The sequence below is a fragment of the Methylophaga sp. UBA4204 genome, assembly GCF_002379485.1.
GTDB lineage: Bacteria > Pseudomonadota > Gammaproteobacteria > Nitrosococcales > Methylophagaceae > Methylophaga.
Genome location: NZ_DFTU01000048.1, coordinates 52005 through 71820 on the forward strand (window position 1 = coordinate 52005; position 19816 = coordinate 71820).

The following is a 19816-nucleotide window of genomic DNA, read 5'->3' on the forward strand; positions in this document are numbered from 1 at the left end:
CTCTTTGCCATCAAACAGATATTCAGGACCGATAAATCCAACCACTGTGTTGACCAGTAAAGGACTGAATTTTCGAGCCACTGCATAAGCACGTGCTTCGCAGGTTTGCTGGTCGAGTCCATGATGAGCGTTGGCGGATAAGGAACTGCCTTGTCCGGTTTCAAAATACATCACGTTCTGGCCGACCGTGCCTCGATTCAACGATAAAGCGGCTTGTTGGGCCTCTGCCAGAATCGCCAGATTAAAGCCAAAGCTACTATTGGTTTTTTCGGTACCACCAATCGATTGAAATACCAGATCCACTGGGGCGCCATTTTCGATACATTCCAGTGTATTCGTGACATGAGTGAGGACGCAGGATTGTGTTGGGATTTCATACAAAGAAATCACTTCATCCATGAGATTCATTAGCCGCGTGGCCTGCGTCACATTATCGGTTGCCGGGTTAATACCAATAACTGCATCCCCAGAACCATATAAAAGACCATCCAGCATACTGGCCGCGATGCCATTGACATCATCGGTCGGGTGATTAGGTTGCAGTCTGGTAGACAGGCGTTTGGGTAAACCGATGGTGTTGCGAAAAGCTGTAATCACTCGACATTTCTGGGCGACCAGAATCAAATCCTGATTACGCATAATTTTGCTGACAGCAGCAGCCATTTCCGGGGTAATGCCAGCACTGACTTGTTTCAGGACTTCTGTGCTTGCGGTATCGGTTAGTAACCAATTCCGAAAATCACCGACTGTCAGATGAGAGATAACTGAAAATGCTTCTGCATCATGTTCGTCGATAATCAGACGCGTAATTTCATCATCTTCATAAGGTACTAACGTTTCATTCAGAAATGTTTTTAAAGGTACTTCAGCTAATAGCAATTGAGCGACAGCACGTTGTTCTGCTGATTCAGCAATAACACCGGCCAATCGGTCTCCCGAGCGGGCAGGGGTCGCCTTTGCCATCAATTCAGCTAAATCTGCGAATTGATAGGTTTTGCTGCCCAACTGATATCGATAGCTTTGGCTCATAAACTGCTTTAAATCCAATTAGATGGAATAAAAATTGCACCTGAATAAACAAAGTTTACAAACTATGAATGCGATATCTATACCGGCCGAATATCGAAAATCGGCAAAATAATATTGGGTTTATATTCAGTTACTTACTTAGGCAGCACCGGCATTATTATTAAAACGGGTAAAGCAGATGACCGATAATCCAGAAGAATTTGCACCTAAACAAAGCGGGACTGTATCTAAATGGTGCGTTATGGAAGCTACAGACGCCGACGAGCAGGCCCATAACCTGAAAAACTGGCAACAGCAGTATGATCAGATTAGTAACGGACGCTTTTACGGCAAAATTGAAGAAGTACTGTTTGATTCAGTTCATGCCTTTCGAGAGCACACCAGCCAAACCGTAAGACAACAATGCAATGTATGGCCTAATGCAATCTGGCTGGGTTTTTCAGCAGATGAAAAATCCTGCCGTATCAATGGTCATCATGTCAGTAGTGATCATCTGATGATTCGGCCTGGCAATACCCAGTTTGAATTAGTTACCCCAGAACAATTCAATATTTTTGGCATTGTCATTAATCAAGCCACGCTTCATGCTTTCGCTCGTAAACAAGGTATCGTATTAGATAACAGTTTGTTTTATTCGCCATTAAGATTCTGGCAGTCCGACAAACTGAATTCACTGCGTTACTTGTTAAATGATGTTTTGAAGCCACAACAAGATCATCTGATCCGACAGCATCAGGAAGATATTTTAATTATGGCAGTGCTGGAGATTCTGCAGCAAAACGAGCAGCAGATTCATGAAAAACCGAGCTTTGTGAAACGCCGTGCCGTGGTAGAAAAGATTACAGCGTATCTGGACTCCCACCCTGATAAACCGCTCAGTATTACGGATCTGTGTGATTTGGCACATGTCAGTCGTCGTACCCTGCAATATTGTTTTGAAGATGTATTGGGAATAAGCCCGCTTAAATGTATGCGGATTTCAAGGCTCAATGCTGTAAGACGGATTTTGCTAAACGGGTTAGAGGACGAGCAGACCATCTCGATGATTGCCCAGCAATGGGGCTTTTTTCATGCCGGTCAGTTTACCCATGATTACACCAGTCTATTTGGTGAGAATCCTTCCGTTACAGCAATGCGCCATCAACAAGTATTAGCGGAAAAACAGGGTATTCAAACCTGAAAGGGGTGTGCATTTAATGGTTAAGGGGTGATAGCTTTCGCATAACTTTCAGTTTCAATATCCACCGTTTCCAGCGTTATAGAAGTACTTTTTAACGCAAGTTTTTCCAACTGTTGTAATACCAGCTTGGTTAACTGTTGCTTCTGTTGTGTGGTGCGGCCGTGATGCAGACGGATAGTGACATGGATAAAATCGTTACAGTCCTCCGCCAGTCGAAAATACTCATAAGCCAGTGCTCGGGTTTTAATATGGGATGACTCAAATAAAGCCGATTCCAATACGCCATGATGAACGGCCTCCACCAATAGGTCTGGTGGGATATCCAGTGAGCTGGAAAATTCAATAATGCAATGTGGCATAGTGACCTATCTCAAAAGCAGATAAAGACATATCAGCACTGATATCGCTGACAAACCTAATGAAAAAAATAAGAGATTTCGATAGGTTTTAACCTGCCTTTTGGCTTCTTCAGCAGCCGTTTCAAAGCCACTGATCGCCTGCTGCATATTTTCAGCCAGCACATGAATGGATTGAGCGTTCTGTGTTGCTGCTTTTTGCAATTCTTCTATCTGTTTAACCACAACCGGATCTGCTTTGACCGCTTCGGGTTTGGCAGTAAATGCCGGTATCGCATAGGCTGCAACTTGGGCTACATAAGGCGCAACAGCTTTGATAATCGGTAGAAATTGAATGGCCATAAAAAACTCTTATTTAGGAGTAAACAATAAACTTTAATTTTGATACAAACTTCGCAAATGTTTCAGAAAGCACTAAGAGTTGCGACACCCTCAAAGCGTTAGAATCGGCTGGAAAAGCCGTGCTAATAAAGCTGAAAATTCAGCTGACGCAAGCGCAGACTAGGCTTATTAAACGATAAAACAGCAAAAACTTCATGATAGGTAAATTGCACATCAACAAGCCCTAATTTGATAAGCTATCCGACTATTCTTTATCTGTACAAAAATTCATCATTAATGAACTAAAATGGCGCGTCAATGTGACATTGTGGATTTGCTTTGGTCTATTGACCACAGGAGCAGGCGGTTCCCTCAAAAAATTATGCCCAAACCCGCTTTTAACTATTCGATCTCATACAAGGAGACATCGTGAACAAGGCACTCATTTCGGTTCTTGGCAATGACCAGCCAGGCANNCCAGCCAGGCATTATGGCAGCAGTTGCCACGGTTATTACCGAGCACGGCGGTAATATTGAAAATCTGAGCCAAACACTGCTTCAATCGGTATTCGGCGCATTATTAATGGTTTCAATGCCGGAAGACGCTCAGTGTGAAGAATTACACAAGGCTCTCCAGCAGGTAGGCCAGAAAATGCGTTTGTCGATTCACGTTGATCCCTGGGATGAGCAACCAACACCCTGGCAGGAAAATCCGCCTGAAGTGCAACCCTATATTCTGACCGTAATCGGCCCGGATCGACGGGGTCTGGTGGCTGAAGTATCTACCCAACTCGCCCGTCATGGGGTGAATATCACCAATATTCAGGCGATTTTCAAAGGCGGTAAGAATCCGATGGATAATCTGATGGTGTTTGAAGTTGATGTACCGCGTTCAACCATCATGCAGGATTTGCGTGATGCACTCCATGAAGTCGGCCAGAGACTGGATATCGAAATTGATACGCAACATCGCAAGATCTTCGAATCCGTGAGCAACATCAGTAATTAAGGAACCTCTCATGCTCAACGAAAAAGACATTATTTCAACTTTGATGATGGTGCGGGAACAAAACCTGGATCTTCGCACCGTCACTGTTGGCATCAACCTGACCGATTGCGTCAGTCATGATCTGGAAACATTCAAACGTAAAATTTACGACAAAATCACCCGTTATGCTGGCCAATTGGTGGCTTCCTGTAACCGCATTGAAAGACGCTACGGTATTGAAGTTGCCAATAAACGGATTTCTATCAGCCCAATCGGTGTTGTCGGTGCACCTTTCAGTTCAGAACAATTAGTTGAGGTCGCCGTAACGCTTGATAAAGCGGCGCATGAATTGGGTGTGGATTTTATTGGTGGTTTTACTGCTTTGGTAGAGAAGGGCATGAGTAAGGGCGATCAGGCTTTGATCGAAGCCATTCCACAGGCGCTGACGGAAACGCAACGAATCTGTTCATCCGTCAATGTGGCCAGTACGCGTGCCGGTATCAACATGGACGCGATTCTCAAGATGGGGCAAATCATCAAACAGGCTGCAGAACTCACTGCAGACGATGATGGCCTTGCTGCTGCAAAATTAGTGGTCTTTGCCAATATTCCTCAGGATGTACCGTTTATGGCCGGTGCTTATTTAGGTATCGGTGAAGCAGATGCGGTTGTCAGTGTTGGTGTCAGTGGTCCCGGTGTAGTAAAAGCGGCTTTGGAAAAAGCCTTGGCTGAAGATGAAAATATGGATCTGAGCCGTGCGGCGGATGTCATTAAACAAACAGCAGCCAGACTGACACGTGCTGGTGAGTTGGTGGGCCGTGAAGTGGCACAATTACTCAATCTGCCATTTGGTATTGTCGACTTGTCGTTGGCACCGACACCGAATCGTAATGACAGTGTCGGAGAGATTTTTGAAGCGATCGGTTTGCCAGCTTTTGGATCACCTGGCAGTACCGCATTTTTATCCATGCTCAATGATGCAGTGAAAAAAGGTGGTGCGTTTGCCAGCTCACATGTGGGTGGTTTAAGTGGTGCGTTTATTCCGGTTTGTGAAGATTTGACCATTGCTGAGTCGGCTGCAAACGGCACCTTGAATCTGGAAAAACTCGAAGCCATGACGGCAGTCTGTTCAGTTGGCCTGGATATGGTGGCTTTACCTGGAGATACTTCAGCTGAAATGCTATCCGCGATTATTGCTGATGAAATGGCAATTGGTGTGATTAACAAAAAAACCACAGCAGCAAGATTGATTCCAGCGCCTGGCAAAAAAGCAGGTGATATTGTCCGGTTTGGTGGTTTGTTGGGTGAAGGCCCAGTGATGGCTGTCAATATGGGGAATCAGGAAAACCGCTTTGTGCGACTAGGCGGACGTATTCCTGCTCCGATTCAAAGCTTGGTCAATTGATCATCTTATGCTAACAATTAAAAAGCCGTGACAGAAACTGTCACGGCTTTTTTAGATAAAATAAGCGTCAGAATTACTGGCTTTTCGCTCTTCTACGCATTGCTAAAAAGCCCATCAAACCTGAACCAAATAACCAAACTGCTGCTGGTATTGGAACGGCTGAAACCCGGATGTTATCCAGCATCGCTCCAACATTATCCCCCCCGAAGTTTCTAAAAGATAATTTATCCCCATCAACCAAATCAACCAGGAAACTATAGGTATGCCAATTTTCATCCCAATCCAAGAGAAGATGATTAACAAGTGCACCTGCTCCAAACAACACCGAAACTTGGTCAGCAGGACCATTACGTTGATTACCAGATAAATCAAAACTCACTTTGTATTTTCCTGCAGAAAAACCATTTTTAGAAGACAAAATTCCTGCGTCACCAGTTGAGCCGTCCAGATCTACGCAAAAGCTACCAACTGAACAAACGATTCCCCATTGATTACCGTTTTTGATCAAATCAACCGTACCGTTTGATACATCCCAATTAACGAAGCTGTTATAGTTTAAGACAGAACTCGCCTGACCTTCACCTTCAAAGCTATCATATAGGCTATCAATGGTTGCAGCAAAGGAAACTGGAGCAAAACATAATGCAGATATTGCTAAAATTTTTGTTAAGTTTTTCATAGATATATCCTCAATTTTTGTAGTTCAGCAATCTCAACTTTGAGACCGGAAACTTTCCGTCCTTAATTCGCATTAAGTTTGGCAAAAATTAAAAATAAATGTGTCTTATAAAGTTCGACACAGATTCAAAATAATCCTTATTTAGACGTTTTTTAATTGTACTTTGGTACAAATACACTTAATAAATCACTTACGGTTAGTCCGGTAACTTATTAATGCAAAAACTCGTTGTACAAATTATTATCTTTCAGTGGGATAAATCTCAGCTTTCTGATGCGCACAAAAAAGCAAGGGCAGGATTACCTGATCGCTATCCGCTAAAATCCTCCTCTTCTGTTTTGTCTAATAAGCAAATATTGCTTGATAAGCATGGGGATGATATTTCCGGAAATCGCATTCGCTATCAACTGACAGATGATTATTTTTTAATTGATCGTTTTCGTGTTGGTTTAAAAGTCAAGACAGTGGAGTTCAAACCACGATTACAGGCCGATGAACCACCGATATTACTTACTTCGCTCGAAGAAGGGTGGGTACAGTGTCAGTACCAGTGGCGCTACCGGATGGATGAAGGCGGTTATATTTACTGGCTTTATGAAAATGTGATCGTAAATGTCTGCTTCGCAGAAAAAAACGATCCAGGTGTTTTTGTAAACTCACCTCCCGCCCAACGTTTTACAACTCTACTGACCTGACTCATCAAACGCTCACAAAAACCATAAGACCACTTGCTTTTAGTTCATGCTTGAGGATGAGATGGAGAGCACAGGTTTTTGGAGAATAAATCTCTATAATCGCATTAAATTTCTACGGGACAAATTATTTTCTTTCCTTGGAGTCAATATATTACGACCAAGGTAAAAGTCCCTGGTTTTAGTGAGAATTATCCCTTGTAATGAAAAGGTAATATGCCTAAGATGCCCCGGCATTTTAAGATCGTTAAAATCAATTAACAGTTCTGTTTAAATATTTTTAATTGCCTGTTATGAATCAGTAAGTCCTTGAAATTATTTCAACTTAATCGCTAAGTAAAAACAGACGGGGTATTGACCATCTATCTAATGACCACCTCAGCCAAAACAAAGCCAAAAAGCCTCTCGTGAACAGCTATGTAGCCGATACCTCACCGGTTGCCATAGTGAAGTTTTGTCTGCAGTCTGAGCGGCAGATAGCAATTCTCGACAGTACAGCTTCCATCGTTGATATTTTTGGTTTTACCGCAGCACAAATTATTGAAGATTCCTCGTCTGCATGGATGAGCATTGATTCAGATGATCGTGGCATTATTCTGCAGAAAATGGCTGAGTCAGCTCAAACGATGCAACCTCTGAATCTGGGTTGGCATGTGTTACACCCTCAGAAAGGTAAGGTTTTAGTGGATTGCAAAGCCATGCCTGAAGCGGATTCAGAAAACGGAATGGTATGGCATGGCTATTTTCAAAATATCACCGACCTGAAACGTACAGAGCAGGAAAATCAGTCTCATTTGTGGTTTCTTGAATGTCTGGATCAGGTCAACCGGGCTATTCAGGGCACCAATGATCTTGAGCAGATGATGAGTGATGTTCTGGCAGCGATATTGTCGTGTTTTGCATGTGACAGAGCATGGCTTTTATATCCTTGTGATCCAGCAAGTGCCACTTGGCATATCCCCATGGAGCAGACCACTCCTGACTACCCTGGTGGTCTGTCTGCTGGAACAGATTTCCCGATGACCGAAGAGGCAGCCCGAGGTCTGGAAGCCTATCTGGCCAACAGTGAACCAGTAACGCTGATTACCACTATAGAAAGTCCTGATGCACCCGAATTTCTGAGAGAGCATCATATTCGCTCAATCATCGGTACGGCCATCTATCCAAAAACCGGTAAACCCTGGGTGTTTGGTTTGCATCAATGTTCGTATGAGCGAGAGTGGACTAACGACGAAAAACGTTTATTCAGTGAAATCGGTCATCGTTTATCTGATGGCTTGACCAGCTTGCTGATATATCGTGAACAACGTGAGAGTGATGAACGCTTTCGGCAGGCGTTTGAATTTGCTGCGATTGGAATGGGGGTGTTGTCCTTGAGTGGGCAGTGGTTAAGAGCCAATCATTCCATTTATGAAATGTTCGGCTATTCCGAAACTGAACTACTGCAAATGACCTATCAGGAAATGACCCATCCCGAGGATTTGCATAAAGGACAAGCGGAGCTTGATCGGCTGATTGCTGATCAAATTCCCTATATGCAGATTGAAAAGCGCTATCGTCATCAAAATGGGGACTATTTCTGGGCAAGACTCACAACCAGCATTGTCAGAGGAAGAAACAACCAGCCGCTGTATTTAGTTTCGCAGATAGAAGATATCGAAGAGCGTAAAAAATCAGATCAAAGTATCGCCCTGTTAAATTTTGCTATCAATCAGGTAAAAGAATGCATTTATCTGCTGGATGGAAAAGGGCGCATCAGATATGTCAACGATGAAACCTGTCACACCATGGGATACAGCCGTGACGAATTAATGGCTATGTCCGTTCCTGAAGTTGACCCAGATACCTCTCAGGAGGTTTGGAACGAACATTGGCAAGAACTTAAACAAGAACGTTCCGTTCGTTTGGAAACTCGCCATAAAACAAAAAACGGCAGGATCATTCCAGTCGAGGTGAATGCCAACTATTTTGAGTATGGCGGAATTGGCTACAATCTGGCACTAACGCATGACATCACTGAAAGAAAAGCGGTTGAAATTGCTTTGCGGGAGCAGGAAGAACGTTTCCGGCAACTTGCCGATAATATTGAAGAAGTTGTATGGCTGACCGATCTTGCTATGGGGCATCTGCTTTATATCAGTCCAGCCTATCAAAGCATCTGGGGACGCAGCTGTGAAAGTCTTTATGATAAGCCGTCGTCCTGGTTGGAAACGATTCATCCTGAAGATATAAATAATGTCAGTCAGGCTGTTGTTCAAGGCAAGATAACTGGCGAATACGATATTGAATTTCGCATTATCCGCCCGGATAGCACCATTCGTCATATTCACCAAAGAGCCTTTCCGATATTGAATGAAGCGGGCGATGTGTATCGAATTGCCGGCACTGCCCAGGATATAACGGAACGGAAAGAGCAGGAAGCACATATTGAATATCTTGCCTATCACGATTCATTAACCGCTTTACCAAACCGTTTATTGACGATGGATCGTCTCGGGCATGCGATTACCCATGCTACACGTCATGCCGATGTATTGGCCGTTTTGTTTCTGGATTTGGATCGCTTCAAAACCATCAATGATTCACTTGGTCATCAGGCAGGTGACTTGCTGTTACAGCAGGTTGGTTCACGCCTGCTTGGGGTATTACGTGAAGAAGATACCATCGGCCGGGTGGGAGGTGATGAATTTCTGATTTTGCTCCCCAGTATTAATACACCTGACGATGCGGCACATGTCGCCCAAAAGCTACTCGACATTTTATCTCCACCCTTTATGGTAGTAGGTCATCAATTACATGTTAATGCCAGCATTGGGATCAGTTTGTGCCCCCGAGATGCAGTCAATGCTGAAACATTAGTGAAATATGCTGATACAGCGTTATATCTGGCCAAAGAGCAAGGCCGAGGCGTTTTCCGTTTCTTCAGTCCCGAACTGGATGATCGTGTTCATGCACGACTGCAATTGGAAAATGATTTACGAAATGCGATGCATACAAACCAGCTGTATTTGCATTATCAGCCGTTAATGGATTTAGCGACCGGAGAATGCATAGGTACAGAAGCGTTACTAAGATGGTCTCATCCTAAAATTGGCTTCATCTCTCCAGCCACTTTTATTCCGGTTGCGGAAGAAACAGGTTTGATCTTACCGATTGGTGATTGGGTTTTACGGACCGCCTGCCTGCAGGCAAAAAAATGGTTCGAGGCCGGTAAAACGAATTTTCGGATGGCAGTTAATCTGTCACGCAGACAATTGGACTATGTCGGGCTGGCTACAGATATAAGACGAATTCTTGATGAGACAGGTTGTCCTGCACATCTATTGGAACTGGAAGTCACCGAATCCAGTGCCATGCAGAACCCTGAACAGGCTATTGTTATCTTAAACTCGCTTCATGAAATGGGCATTTGTCTGGCAATTGATGATTACGGAACTGGCTACTCAAGTCTAGCGTATTTAAAACGTTTCCCATTTGATCGACTTAAAATTGATCGATCATTTATTGATGGTATCCCAGATGATGCTGATGATATGAGCATTGTGCATACAACCATTATTCTGGCGAGACAATTGCGTTTAACGGTTATTGCCGAAGGCGTGGAAACCCAGGCACAGTGTGATTTTCTCAAGAAACATCAATGTGATGAAATTCAGGGCTATTTGTTCGCAAAACCAATGTCGAGTGAAGATGTCGAAAACCGGTTTGGATTCATCAACTCATCTTCGGCGTGATTTGAATTCTGGAGCGTTGTTTCATCCATCATTAGACGAAAATGAGGTGATCTTTAGCGCAATTGGCCAGGCCAATAAATAAAATGGCAAAAATTATAGTGGTTAACCACAGCTACGTAGCGGCCCAAAGGCTGATAAAAACTAAAACAGCAAAACCAGGACGATGCTATCAATGAATGACCGCAAGCGGTTTTTCCTGACGTTTAAGTGAATAATTCCGACGGTTCATGAATAACTGCACAGATTGATAGCACGAACAGGTCGATAGCTTAGTAGTTACAGACTGGTGAGATGCTTGTCAGATGCCCGACAACACGTAAGAATATGTTATGGATAAACCTCTTCTTGATTCATTTAGCGAATACGTAGACTTACTGCTCGACGCCATTTGTGCTGTGGATGAAGACAGCCGGATTATCTATATCAGCAATGGAGCGCATCGCGTTTTCGGCTATCCAGCCGAAGAATTGATAGGCAAAAGAATGCTGGATCTGCTTCATCCCGAAGATCATGATAAAACTCAGCAAAGTATTGATAGTGTTATGCAGGACAAACATGTCCTGGATTTTGAGAACCGCTATATACGAAAAGATGGTCAGGTTGTGCATCTGCTGTGGTCCACCAGCTGGTCAGACAAGCATAAAATGCGATTGGGCGTTGCCCGTGATATCACCCGTATTAAAGCCGCAGAGGAAATGCAAAATTCGCTGATTGCGATATCAGACACTGCGCACCGAACCAACGGCATCAAACAGATCTGCCAGCAAATTCTCTTTCATCTCGACTCTCATATCTCCATCGCGACCTTCGGTGTTGAAGTCTCGCCCATAAATGATTCTAAATGGCACACCATTTTTGAGAGTGTGGGCGGCTGCATGCATATGCTGAAAAATGAGGTGAAGCTTCGCATTGCCAGTGATAATCAAATCGCGCTCGAAAAAATTGATGACAAATTAATGTTACTGGTGCCGCTGGTGTTTGATGAAGAGTCTCACGGCATTATTGGCCTGGCTTTAATGGAACAAGATTATTCGCTGAATGAAAACGATAGAGCGTTATTGACCTTTACGGCATTACAGGTTGCCACTGCAATTGAACGCCATCAACGATTTGAACGACTACAACATCTGGCTTTATATGATGCATTAACCGGCTTGCCCAATCGGGAATTATTTCAGGATAGGGTGCAACGTTCATTATTAAGAGCCAAGCGTGAACAAAACCATTTTGCTCTGATGTACATGGACCTGGATAAATTCAAAGAGGCCAATGATACCTATGGCCACGCAGCCGGTGATCAACTGTTAAAAGAATCAGCAAGACGTATTACCGATTGTGTGCGAGAAACCGATACCGTCGTAAGATTTGGTGGAGACGAATTTGTCGTGCTGTTGGATACAGTGGAAAACCGCAAAGGTGCATTGGGAGTAGCCGAAAAAATCCGTTTGTCACTGTCAGAACCCTATGAATGGCAAGAACATGAAATAGAACTTTCTGTCAGTATTGGTATCGCTTTGTTTCCCGAACAGGGAGAGCAAATTACCCAACTTATCGCTGCCGCCGATGAAGCCATGTACAAAGCCAAAAAGCGTGGCAAAAACTGTATTCGTTGAACAGTTCAACGATTGTTTAAGTTGCCCCTGGAAGTGCGATTTTGTTTTATCCATTTCTCTTCGAACTCACTAATGGTGAGAGGGTAGGAGAAGAAATAACCCTGAGCATAATCACAGCCTAAGATTTTTAATTCATTCGCTGTTTCTTCATCTTCAACACCTTCAGCCAAGGTTTTCATACCAAAAATCTGTGCCGTTGAAATGATGGTTTTAACGATCGCCATATTTTTACTGTCATTGAGCATATTGCGGATATAGAACATATCGATTTTGAGAATGTCAGCCTCAATGTTTCGCAGGTAGCTGAGCGAAGAATGTCCCATCCCAAAATCATCAATCGCCAGAACAAAGTTTTCCTGTTTGAGTTTTTTAATGATTTCTATCGCAGTTTCGGGGTCATACATGATTCCGGTTTCGGTCAGTTCCAGCTCAAAATCCGTCGGGCTTAAACCTGATTGTTTTACCTCGGCAATAAATTCATCAATGAAAACCAAATCATCAATACTTTTAGCAGAAATATTGATTGCCATGCGAATCCCCTGATCCGTAAACAAAGTATGACCTTGTTTTTTCCAGGCGTTCAGGGCATTGGCCGTTAACTGTAAAACCAGTTTAGTGACCTCATTGATTAAACCGCGTTCTTCGGCAATAGGAATAAATACACCGGGGGGAACACTACCCAGAGTGTTGTCATCCCAGCGTAACAGTATTTCGGCACCGGTAAGTTGATGGGTCTGAGCATTAACTTGAGGTTGAATTCGGATAGAGAAACTATCGGGATCAAATTTCAGTGAATATTCAATCCGTTTCGCGATGAGGGAGCGGCGTTGGATTTCTTCGCCAAGTTTTACGTTAAAAAAGTAACTGGGTTGTGATTTTTCTTTAGCAATATCCAGGGCGATTGCGGCACCACGGGTAAGCGTTTCAAAGGTCTCTGCATCTTGTGGAAATAAAGCAATACCAGTTCGGGTATTCACCATGACTTTTGAGTCTGCAATCGTGAAAGGTGCCTTTAATGTATCCTGCAATCGTGCCACCATCATTGCTGCGGCATCGGCAGATTTCACTACCGCTGCCAAGGCAAAGACTTCACCATTGATTCTGGCAAGCGAATCAAATTCCCGATCAATTGCTCTTTGATCGATATCGAAATTTCTGTGGTCATCGCTAAAAACATAACGTATCAAGGTATCGGCACTTCTGATGGTACTGGCAATACGTCGGGCGACAGCGTGCAACAAATCATCTCCGGCGATATAACCAAGTGTTTCTTTCACATCTTCGTGATTGACCAAATCGAGGTAAACAACTGCGATGGTGTAGTTAAAGCGTTTAGAGAGTTCCAGCAGATGTTTGACACGATCACTAAACAGATTTTTGTTGGCAAGCCCGGTTAATTCATCAAAATACGCCAATTGTTTAATTCTATTTTCTTTGGCCCTTATTTCAGTCAAGTCGCGCCACACCACCTGAATGCAAGCCTCTCCATGAAAGATAACTGGGGTCAGGGTTACCTCGGTAGGTGTATTCTCACCATGGATGGTGTTTTGCAGCCATTCAAAGCGTTGATAGCCCTCAGTCAATGCTTTGGAAATATAATGTTTGGCAAGATTTTTACTGGATTCCCTACTTTGGTTTGCAGAAGAAATCTTTAATGGAGATAGACCGATCAAATCCTGACGTGATGACACGCCATAAAGCTTAACGGCGGCATCATTACATTCGGTAATGACCATATCTTTGTTAATGATCCCGATCGCATCAGCTGATTTTTGCAATAAAATCGCAATCTGTGTTTCATTTTGCTGACGTAATTCATCGTTTTCATGCAAAGTTTCGGTTAATTGATCACGTAGTTTCCGTGCCTCATAGAGGCTTTCCAAGGTTTCCAGAATGGGCGTCAGACGTTTTACTGTCTTCTCGGTGTAACCTTCTTCGGCATTTGCCAGCCCTATCATGCCGACAATATTGCCATTGTGATAGAAGGGGAGACCCAGATAGGAGTTCAATGTGGGATGCCCTTCGGGAACGCCCCCAGAACGGCTATCTGAATTTGGTGAGTTGGCAATAACCGGTTTACCGGTGGTCATAACGCTGCCAAGCAAGTTATGGTGGTTATGAAACTCCAGTCCATTAGCCTGATTGGATTCATACAACGCCCGGGTTTCATCATTCCATGCAATATTAGTCAGCGCTCGAAGCTTCAGGTATGGGGCATCATTCTCGTCATGTAGTACATCGCCAATCAAACCAAAAGCGCTATTGGTGAATTCGATGAGCTCGTTTAACAGCAACTCCAAAGCACTGTCATACGATGCATTCAGAATAAAAGCCTTTTGAATACGATCGATGGTTTGTTGCAGATTTAATTGATCCTCATATTTATCAGAAACTTCTTGTCTGGCAGCATGGATCGACTTATGACTTGCATACATGTATGCATCAAATGCCAGAGTAATATCTAATAAGGCAACTTTGTATAACGCGTTGATGGAGGGTTCAATTAAAGCGGGCGTTTGTGAGAGAATTTTAGCAATGTAATGGCAGGTCAGTTCTAGGTAAACGGCGTAAGAGCCAATGTACCACTGCGTTGTCAGACCCACTCGTTCATGGGCAATACCAACACGAATACGATCCTTGGCGTAATCCAGATCATATTCACCAGCAGTCAGTCTACGAAAATAAGTTTTTTGGGTGGATTGTAGTCGGGCTCGGACTTCAGGATCTGCCAGTAACTCCTGAGCAAAATCGAATGACATCAAATGGTCGTAAAATGCGTTAATCAGCTCGGTTTCATAGATCTGCAGGGGCACATGCAAGGCAAGAAGTAGCTCAATGTCTTCAGTACGTAGGCGGATCAAATCCTTGCGGTTGTGAAAACTCGTCTCATTGAGCGATATATGTCCAAATATATCTTCCATCGCGTGCATCATCCTTAACATCCATTTTTCTAAGAGCCGCTTTGCAGAGCTAAAGTTTCAACTTTTTAATCAATTGATGACTAATTTAGTCAACTATTTATGCGGTGTTTAAAATATACTGCTTTTACGTGAAAATGCATAATCCGCTATTGGGTCTGATTTCCCAGCGCCAGTTAGCGCTAGCCTATAATGCCCCTCCAACTTAGAACAGCAATGGCAACGCCGATAATGACACCTAACAAACCCAGAATTAAGTCACTGTATGGTTTGTCTTTTCTGGGGCCAGGGATCAATACAGACTAAGAGGGATTTTTCGGGTTGTAATAAATTTTGATATCACTATTAACTGGGTATTGATCGGCAAACTCTAGAGTTTCCGGGTACATCACCGTATAAAAGGCGGGTAATGTTCCAGTGTAGTTCTGGCCGTTAATTTGGTAGTTATATTCTACATTCAGCTTTTCAACTTCTTTTATTTGCCCACCTAAATTTCGTGAACCCCAAAGCAGCACTTCAGTCAGTTGTCCAGTAACGCTGGGCCAACGTTGGCTTGCCACTGCTTTCTGATAACTGGTCACAGAATGCTTTAACAAATAAATGCCAAATAGGGTTAACGCCGATCCTGCTAATAAAGCTATGTTCATTGCTTTAACTCTTTAATGTCAAACGCCATGCTCAGCCTGGATTTTTAATAAAAACATCATAAAAAATATAATGTTAATAACCGTAAGGCCTCGCATTAGCTTTTATCCAGATTGTTGTTAATTTTGTTCATGAATAACTACAACAATATCTTCAGCATCACTGAGGTTTACCGTGGTTTTATCGAGCCGTTCAGCACCTTGGGCCCAACTGCTTATCAGTTGTAATGAGAAAATATTTTTAAACTTTTATCTTTCCATGATTAATTGAGTAGCTCTCAGCTAATCCCCGTTGAGGGTATAAACGAATTTCCACTTCCACAAATTCACCCTTTAACAATTTTTTTTGAAAGGTAGCAATCCTTTATGGTCTGTGCAAATTTGCTAATCACCCTCTTTATATGCAATTGATAATGATTTAGATTAAGGTTAACATGTTGTGCTTTTAAAATTTAAATGGAGAAATTGATGCCACGGAAAAAGCTCTCACAACAAATGTTGTTTTTGTTACCAACGCTATCCTTATCGCTCGGGGTAATGGCCGATGAAGACGCTGTTAAACTGGACGAACTAACCATCACTTCAACCCGCTCTGACACACTGCTAAAAGATTCTCCACAGGTCGTTACCGTTATAAGCCAGGAAGAAATTCAGCAGCAAATGGAATTCTCCAGCGATACCTCTCAGGTGCTCAGCAGTTTGCTCCCATCTTTTTCTCCCAGCCGACAAAAATTGAGCAGTGCAGGGGAAACCTTTCGTGGTCGCTCTCCTCTGTTCCTGATAGATGGTGTTCCACAATCGAACCCATTAAGAGACTCTCAACGTGATGGGCACACCATTGATTTATCAATGGTTGAGCGTATTGAAGTGATTCATGGGGCAAGTGCCATTCATGGTTTGGGTGCTACCGGTGGCATTATAAATTTTATTACCAAGCGACCTACGGCCAATACACTAAAGCAACGTATGTCGGTTTCAACCACCATGCCGACCAACAAAATTGATGCTGAAACCATGGGCTATCGGGCTGATTACAGCTTGCTGGGAAGCCAGAATAATTGGGAATACAGTCTGGGCTTGAGTTATGAAACGCAAGGCCTGTATCTGGATGATGACGAGGATCCTATCGGCGTCGATAACACACAGGGTGATCTGATGGATTCACGCAGCTATGACGTCTTTGCCAAATTGGGTTACTGGTTTGATGATAATCAGAACCTGGAATTGTCCATCAACCGTTTCCAGTTGGAAGGGGATAATAACTACACCAGTGTCGATGGCAATTTGGCCAACGGTACCCCCACAACCTCCATTAATGCGACCCCAATGGGGGATGCACCGAGAAACCGGGTATTAACTACCAGCCTGACCTATAAAAACTTTGATTTGGCCGGAATGGAATTTACCGCCCAGGCTTATCAGCAGGAATTTGAAGCATTATTTGGTGTGACGGACTCCACAAGTTTTGTTGACCCGGTTCTGGCCCCGGAGGGTTTTGATCAATCACAAAATGAATCCGATAAAAACGGCGCCAAATTCACCTTAATGAAAGATGGCTTATTTGATGACAAGCTCAAACTAACAACCGGTATCGATATCCTTGAAGACACTACCGAACAGCGTTTAATGCTGACCGGTAGAAGTTATGTGCCAGAGACGCAATTCAAAAACTACGCACCCTTTATTCAAGCGCAATTCAAGCCAATGGAATCTGTAGTATTCAATACCGGTTTGCGTTACGAAAAAGCCAAGTTGAATGTCGATACCTATCAAACCGTGGCAAGTAAAAATGGTGTGACAGTGGAGGGCGGTAATCCTGAATTCAGTGAAACATTATTTAATATTGGTACGGTAGTCAGCCCAACCTCCTGGTTGAGCCTGTTTGCTAACTATTCTGAAGGTTTCGGTATGCCAGATGTAGGCCGGGTTTTACGTGGAATTGATACACCAGGACTGGACGTCGATAATTTTCTCGATTTAAAACCGATAGTGACAGAAAACAGTGAAATCGGCTTTCGTATTGATTGGCAGCAAGTCAACTTTGAAATCAGCTATTACCAATCAGATTCTGATTTGGGTTCCCGACTGCAACAAGTTGGTGATGATTTTTTCATCCAACGTGAAGAAACTGAAATTACTGGTGTAGAAACGACTTTGGGGTATCAAGTAAATAAAGCCAACCATCTGCAACTCAGTTATTCACATATCAATGGTCGCTCAGATAGTGATGGGGACGGTAAAGTAGATAGAGATCTGACCGGTGCTGATATTCCACCAAATCGTTTAATCGCCAGCTGGTCAGCAAACTGGTCACCTAAAGTGAGCTCTTTTCTCCAGGCAAGTCATAACTTCACTCGCCGGTTTGATGAGAACCCGGAACTGGATTTCGACAGCTACACTCTGGTCGATGCTTCAGTCGGCTATAAACTACCAGCTGGTAAACTCAACCTGGCGTTTGCTAATCTGTTGAATAAAGATTACTTCACCTATTATTCACAGTCTGCACAGGCCAATCCAACCCGTTATTTTAAAGGTCGTGGCCGAACTGTAACGTTGGGTTACTCACTGGATTTTTAACAGCAGATTATCTTGTGCTTCGTGCCTTAGCACCGACTTACCATAAACGCTCGTTCCCACGCTCTTGTGTGGGAACGCGCTTATACAAAAAATTCCAAACCTATTTAAGTCACTAAACTATTTAATCAGGAATCTCTGCTTCAACCAGCTTGGCAAGTTGTTCAAGTGATTCTTGCCATCCCAGATAACACATTTCAACTGGAATGACCGCTGGAATACCTTCCTGAACAATACTCAATTCCGTTCCACAACTCACTGATTTTAAGTCGATTGAAACCTCCATTTCACCGGGAAGATTTTCGTCATCAAAACGATCCGTGTGGCGAATACGTTCATTAACCACAAGCTCTACAAATTCGACAGTGAAAGTATGACTGTTGCCAGTACCGAAGTTTGTGAAAGACATCCTGTAGCCACCACCAGCGCGAACATCAATTTCATGGACCGTCCCAATAAACCCATAGGGAGGGAGCCAATATTCTAAAGCGCTTTTCTCTGTAAATGCCTTATAAACTCGCTCGGCTGGAGCTCGCAAAACTCGGTGTAATCGAACTGTACCTGTTTCATTCAACATAACAATATCCTTAATTTTGATTTATTCAGATTAGGAATAAATCAGTTAGTAGCTGTAGTGGAACAGAATTTCCAAATTGAAGCTTTGGAAGACCTCTGTCTCTACTGGATTGTCGAACGAGACTTCACGAGATCGACACTGTGGGGAAAAATTACTACATAGGGGAAGGATATAAAAAGACTGAGTTGGCTAATCCACTGATTTTCAATAACAATATTTACAATTCATATATAAATTTATAGTTATTGAAATGCAGCAAGTTTTTACACTATTTCACATAAGTTTTATTTGAATAAAGAATGCATGGTGGGGCGCAAAACGAATGATGATATTTCCGGAAGCAGCTGGCGCCTGCCGGCTGATAGTCGTCGATCCAATCAACCAGCATGCGCTTGTCGGTTTATAAAAACGGCTGATAATGGAAAATTCTGAACTGAAACCTGTTTACATTATTGCAGGATGTTCTTCTAATTCAGTGAAAAGGGTATTTATTATTATTCTTTGCTGTGCTTTCAAGGCTGCCATCAATTCTGCATCGCGATGATATACATCGGGTCTGAATTCCAACCGACCATCGTCTAATGCCTCAGCTGTCCAGTAGTCCATCAAGATCGGTACGCTGGCAGGCAAGGGGATATTGCGTGTCTGTTTATTAAGCAAGGCATCGTTTATTGCGTTTTGGGTTTTCTGACTTGCACCAACGAAAAGTTTGTCCGCCAGTTGTTTGGCCGCTTCTACACGTACACAGCCGGAGCTAGAGGTACGCTTGTGGCTGGCAAACAGACTTTGATAGGGAGTGTCATGCAGGAATACGGAAAAAGGGTTGGGAAAACGGAAGACCACCAGACCAAGCGCATTGCTTGGCCCCGGATCCTGACGAAGCTTAATAGGACCTGGGTTTTGCCAGTCAATAGTGGCAGGATTTAATTCACGTCCATCCCGATCCAGTACTCTGAGTCGATTTTTGGCTAGATACGCTATGCTCCGCCGAATCTCGGGCAGCTTGTCTTGACGGTAAATGGTGGGGGGCACTGTCCAAGTGGGACTGAAGGTGAGGTGGGTTATGGAGGATCGAAGGGTGGGGGTAGGGCGGCGGGCAGTCCCAA

15 protein-coding genes and 1 riboswitch are annotated in these 19816 nt (G+C 43.4%); of the genes, 7 read left to right on the forward strand and 8 right to left on the reverse strand.

Annotated elements, in window-relative coordinates; translation table 11 throughout:
- Positions 1 to 1029: ethanolamine ammonia-lyase subunit EutB (eutB, locus tag B3182_RS07050; RefSeq protein WP_292752099.1), on the reverse strand; the 1029-nt coding region annotated here is incomplete at its 3' end.
- A gap of 178 nt (positions 1030 to 1207) precedes the next feature.
- Between eutB and B3182_RS07055 the strand changes: the two genes are divergently transcribed.
- Positions 1208 to 2209: a helix-turn-helix domain-containing protein gene (locus B3182_RS07055; RefSeq protein ID WP_292357378.1), complete on the forward strand. Its 1002-nt coding sequence runs from the start codon at positions 1208 to 1210 to the stop codon at positions 2207 to 2209.
- Between the two features lie 20 nt (positions 2210 to 2229).
- Here B3182_RS07055 and B3182_RS07060 read toward each other — a convergent pair whose 3' ends face one another.
- Positions 2230 to 2568 carry a 5-carboxymethyl-2-hydroxymuconate Delta-isomerase gene (locus B3182_RS07060; protein ID WP_292357376.1) on the reverse strand — a complete coding sequence of 113 codons (339 nt, stop codon included), beginning with the start codon at positions 2566 to 2568 and terminating at the stop codon, positions 2230 to 2232.
- 6 nt (positions 2569 to 2574) lie between these two features.
- Positions 2575 to 2907: a hypothetical protein gene (locus tag B3182_RS07065; RefSeq protein WP_292357374.1), complete on the reverse strand. Its 333-nt coding sequence runs from the start codon at positions 2905 to 2907 to the stop codon at positions 2575 to 2577.
- Between the two features lie 439 nt (positions 2908 to 3346).
- On the opposite strand from B3182_RS07065, the gene B3182_RS07070 reads away from it, so the two are divergent.
- Positions 3347 to 3895 carry a glycine cleavage system protein R gene (locus B3182_RS07070; RefSeq protein ID WP_292752102.1) on the forward strand — a complete coding sequence of 183 codons (549 nt, stop codon included), beginning with the start codon at positions 3347 to 3349 and terminating at the stop codon, positions 3893 to 3895.
- A gap of 10 nt (positions 3896 to 3905) precedes the next feature.
- On the forward strand, positions 3906 to 5279 hold the full coding sequence (locus B3182_RS07075) for a PFL family protein (protein WP_292357371.1): 1374 nt from the start codon (positions 3906 to 3908) through the stop codon (positions 5277 to 5279).
- 73 nt (positions 5280 to 5352) lie between these two features.
- Here B3182_RS07075 and B3182_RS07080 read toward each other — a convergent pair whose 3' ends face one another.
- Complete coding sequence (locus B3182_RS07080) at positions 5353 to 5958, reverse strand: VPLPA-CTERM sorting domain-containing protein (RefSeq protein ID WP_292357369.1); 606 nt, start codon at positions 5956 to 5958, stop codon at positions 5353 to 5355.
- A 15-nt stretch (positions 5959 to 5973) separates the two neighbouring features.
- A riboswitch (cyclic di-GMP riboswitch) is annotated at positions 5974 to 6051 on the reverse strand.
- Between the two features lie 122 nt (positions 6052 to 6173).
- On the opposite strand from B3182_RS07080, the gene B3182_RS07085 reads away from it, so the two are divergent.
- The 3 genes from B3182_RS07085 (at position 6174) to B3182_RS07095 (ending at position 11997) form a co-directional block, all read left to right on the forward strand.
- Complete coding sequence (locus B3182_RS07085; RefSeq protein ID WP_292357367.1) at positions 6174 to 6653, forward strand: hypothetical protein; 480 nt, start codon at positions 6174 to 6176, stop codon at positions 6651 to 6653.
- Between the two features lie 404 nt (positions 6654 to 7057).
- Positions 7058 to 10384 carry a bifunctional diguanylate cyclase/phosphodiesterase gene (locus B3182_RS07090; protein WP_292357365.1) on the forward strand — a complete coding sequence of 1109 codons (3327 nt, stop codon included), beginning with the start codon at positions 7058 to 7060 and terminating at the stop codon, positions 10382 to 10384.
- A 329-nt stretch (positions 10385 to 10713) separates the two neighbouring features.
- The gene (locus B3182_RS07095) at positions 10714 to 11997 is read left to right on the forward strand and encodes a GGDEF domain-containing protein (RefSeq protein WP_292357363.1); all 1284 of its coding nucleotides are present in this window, start codon (positions 10714 to 10716) and stop codon (positions 11995 to 11997) included.
- 5 nt (positions 11998 to 12002) lie between these two features.
- Here B3182_RS07095 and B3182_RS07100 read toward each other — a convergent pair whose 3' ends face one another.
- Both B3182_RS07100 and B3182_RS07105 read right to left on the reverse strand, forming a co-directional pair.
- On the reverse strand, positions 12003 to 14918 hold the full coding sequence (locus B3182_RS07100) for an EAL domain-containing protein (RefSeq protein ID WP_292357361.1): 2916 nt from the start codon (positions 14916 to 14918) through the stop codon (positions 12003 to 12005).
- Between the two features lie 299 nt (positions 14919 to 15217).
- A complete protein-coding gene (locus tag B3182_RS07105; protein WP_292357359.1) occupies positions 15218 to 15562 on the reverse strand; it encodes a DUF3592 domain-containing protein in 345 nt (114 codons plus the stop codon).
- A 465-nt stretch (positions 15563 to 16027) separates the two neighbouring features.
- Here B3182_RS07105 and B3182_RS07110 point away from each other — a divergent pair, with 465 nt between their 5' ends.
- A complete protein-coding gene (locus tag B3182_RS07110; protein WP_292357357.1) occupies positions 16028 to 18136 on the forward strand; it encodes a TonB-dependent receptor in 2109 nt (702 codons plus the stop codon).
- Between the two features lie 121 nt (positions 18137 to 18257).
- Here the strand turns inward: B3182_RS07110 and B3182_RS07115 are convergent, their stop codons facing one another.
- Positions 18258 to 18710, reverse strand: a complete 453-nt coding sequence (locus B3182_RS07115) for an SRPBCC family protein (protein WP_292357355.1) — start codon at positions 18708 to 18710, stop codon at positions 18258 to 18260.
- 444 nt (positions 18711 to 19154) lie between these two features.
- Positions 19155 to 19816 (reverse strand): L,D-transpeptidase family protein (locus B3182_RS07120; RefSeq protein ID WP_292752105.1); only part of this gene is annotated, 662 nt, incomplete at its 5' end.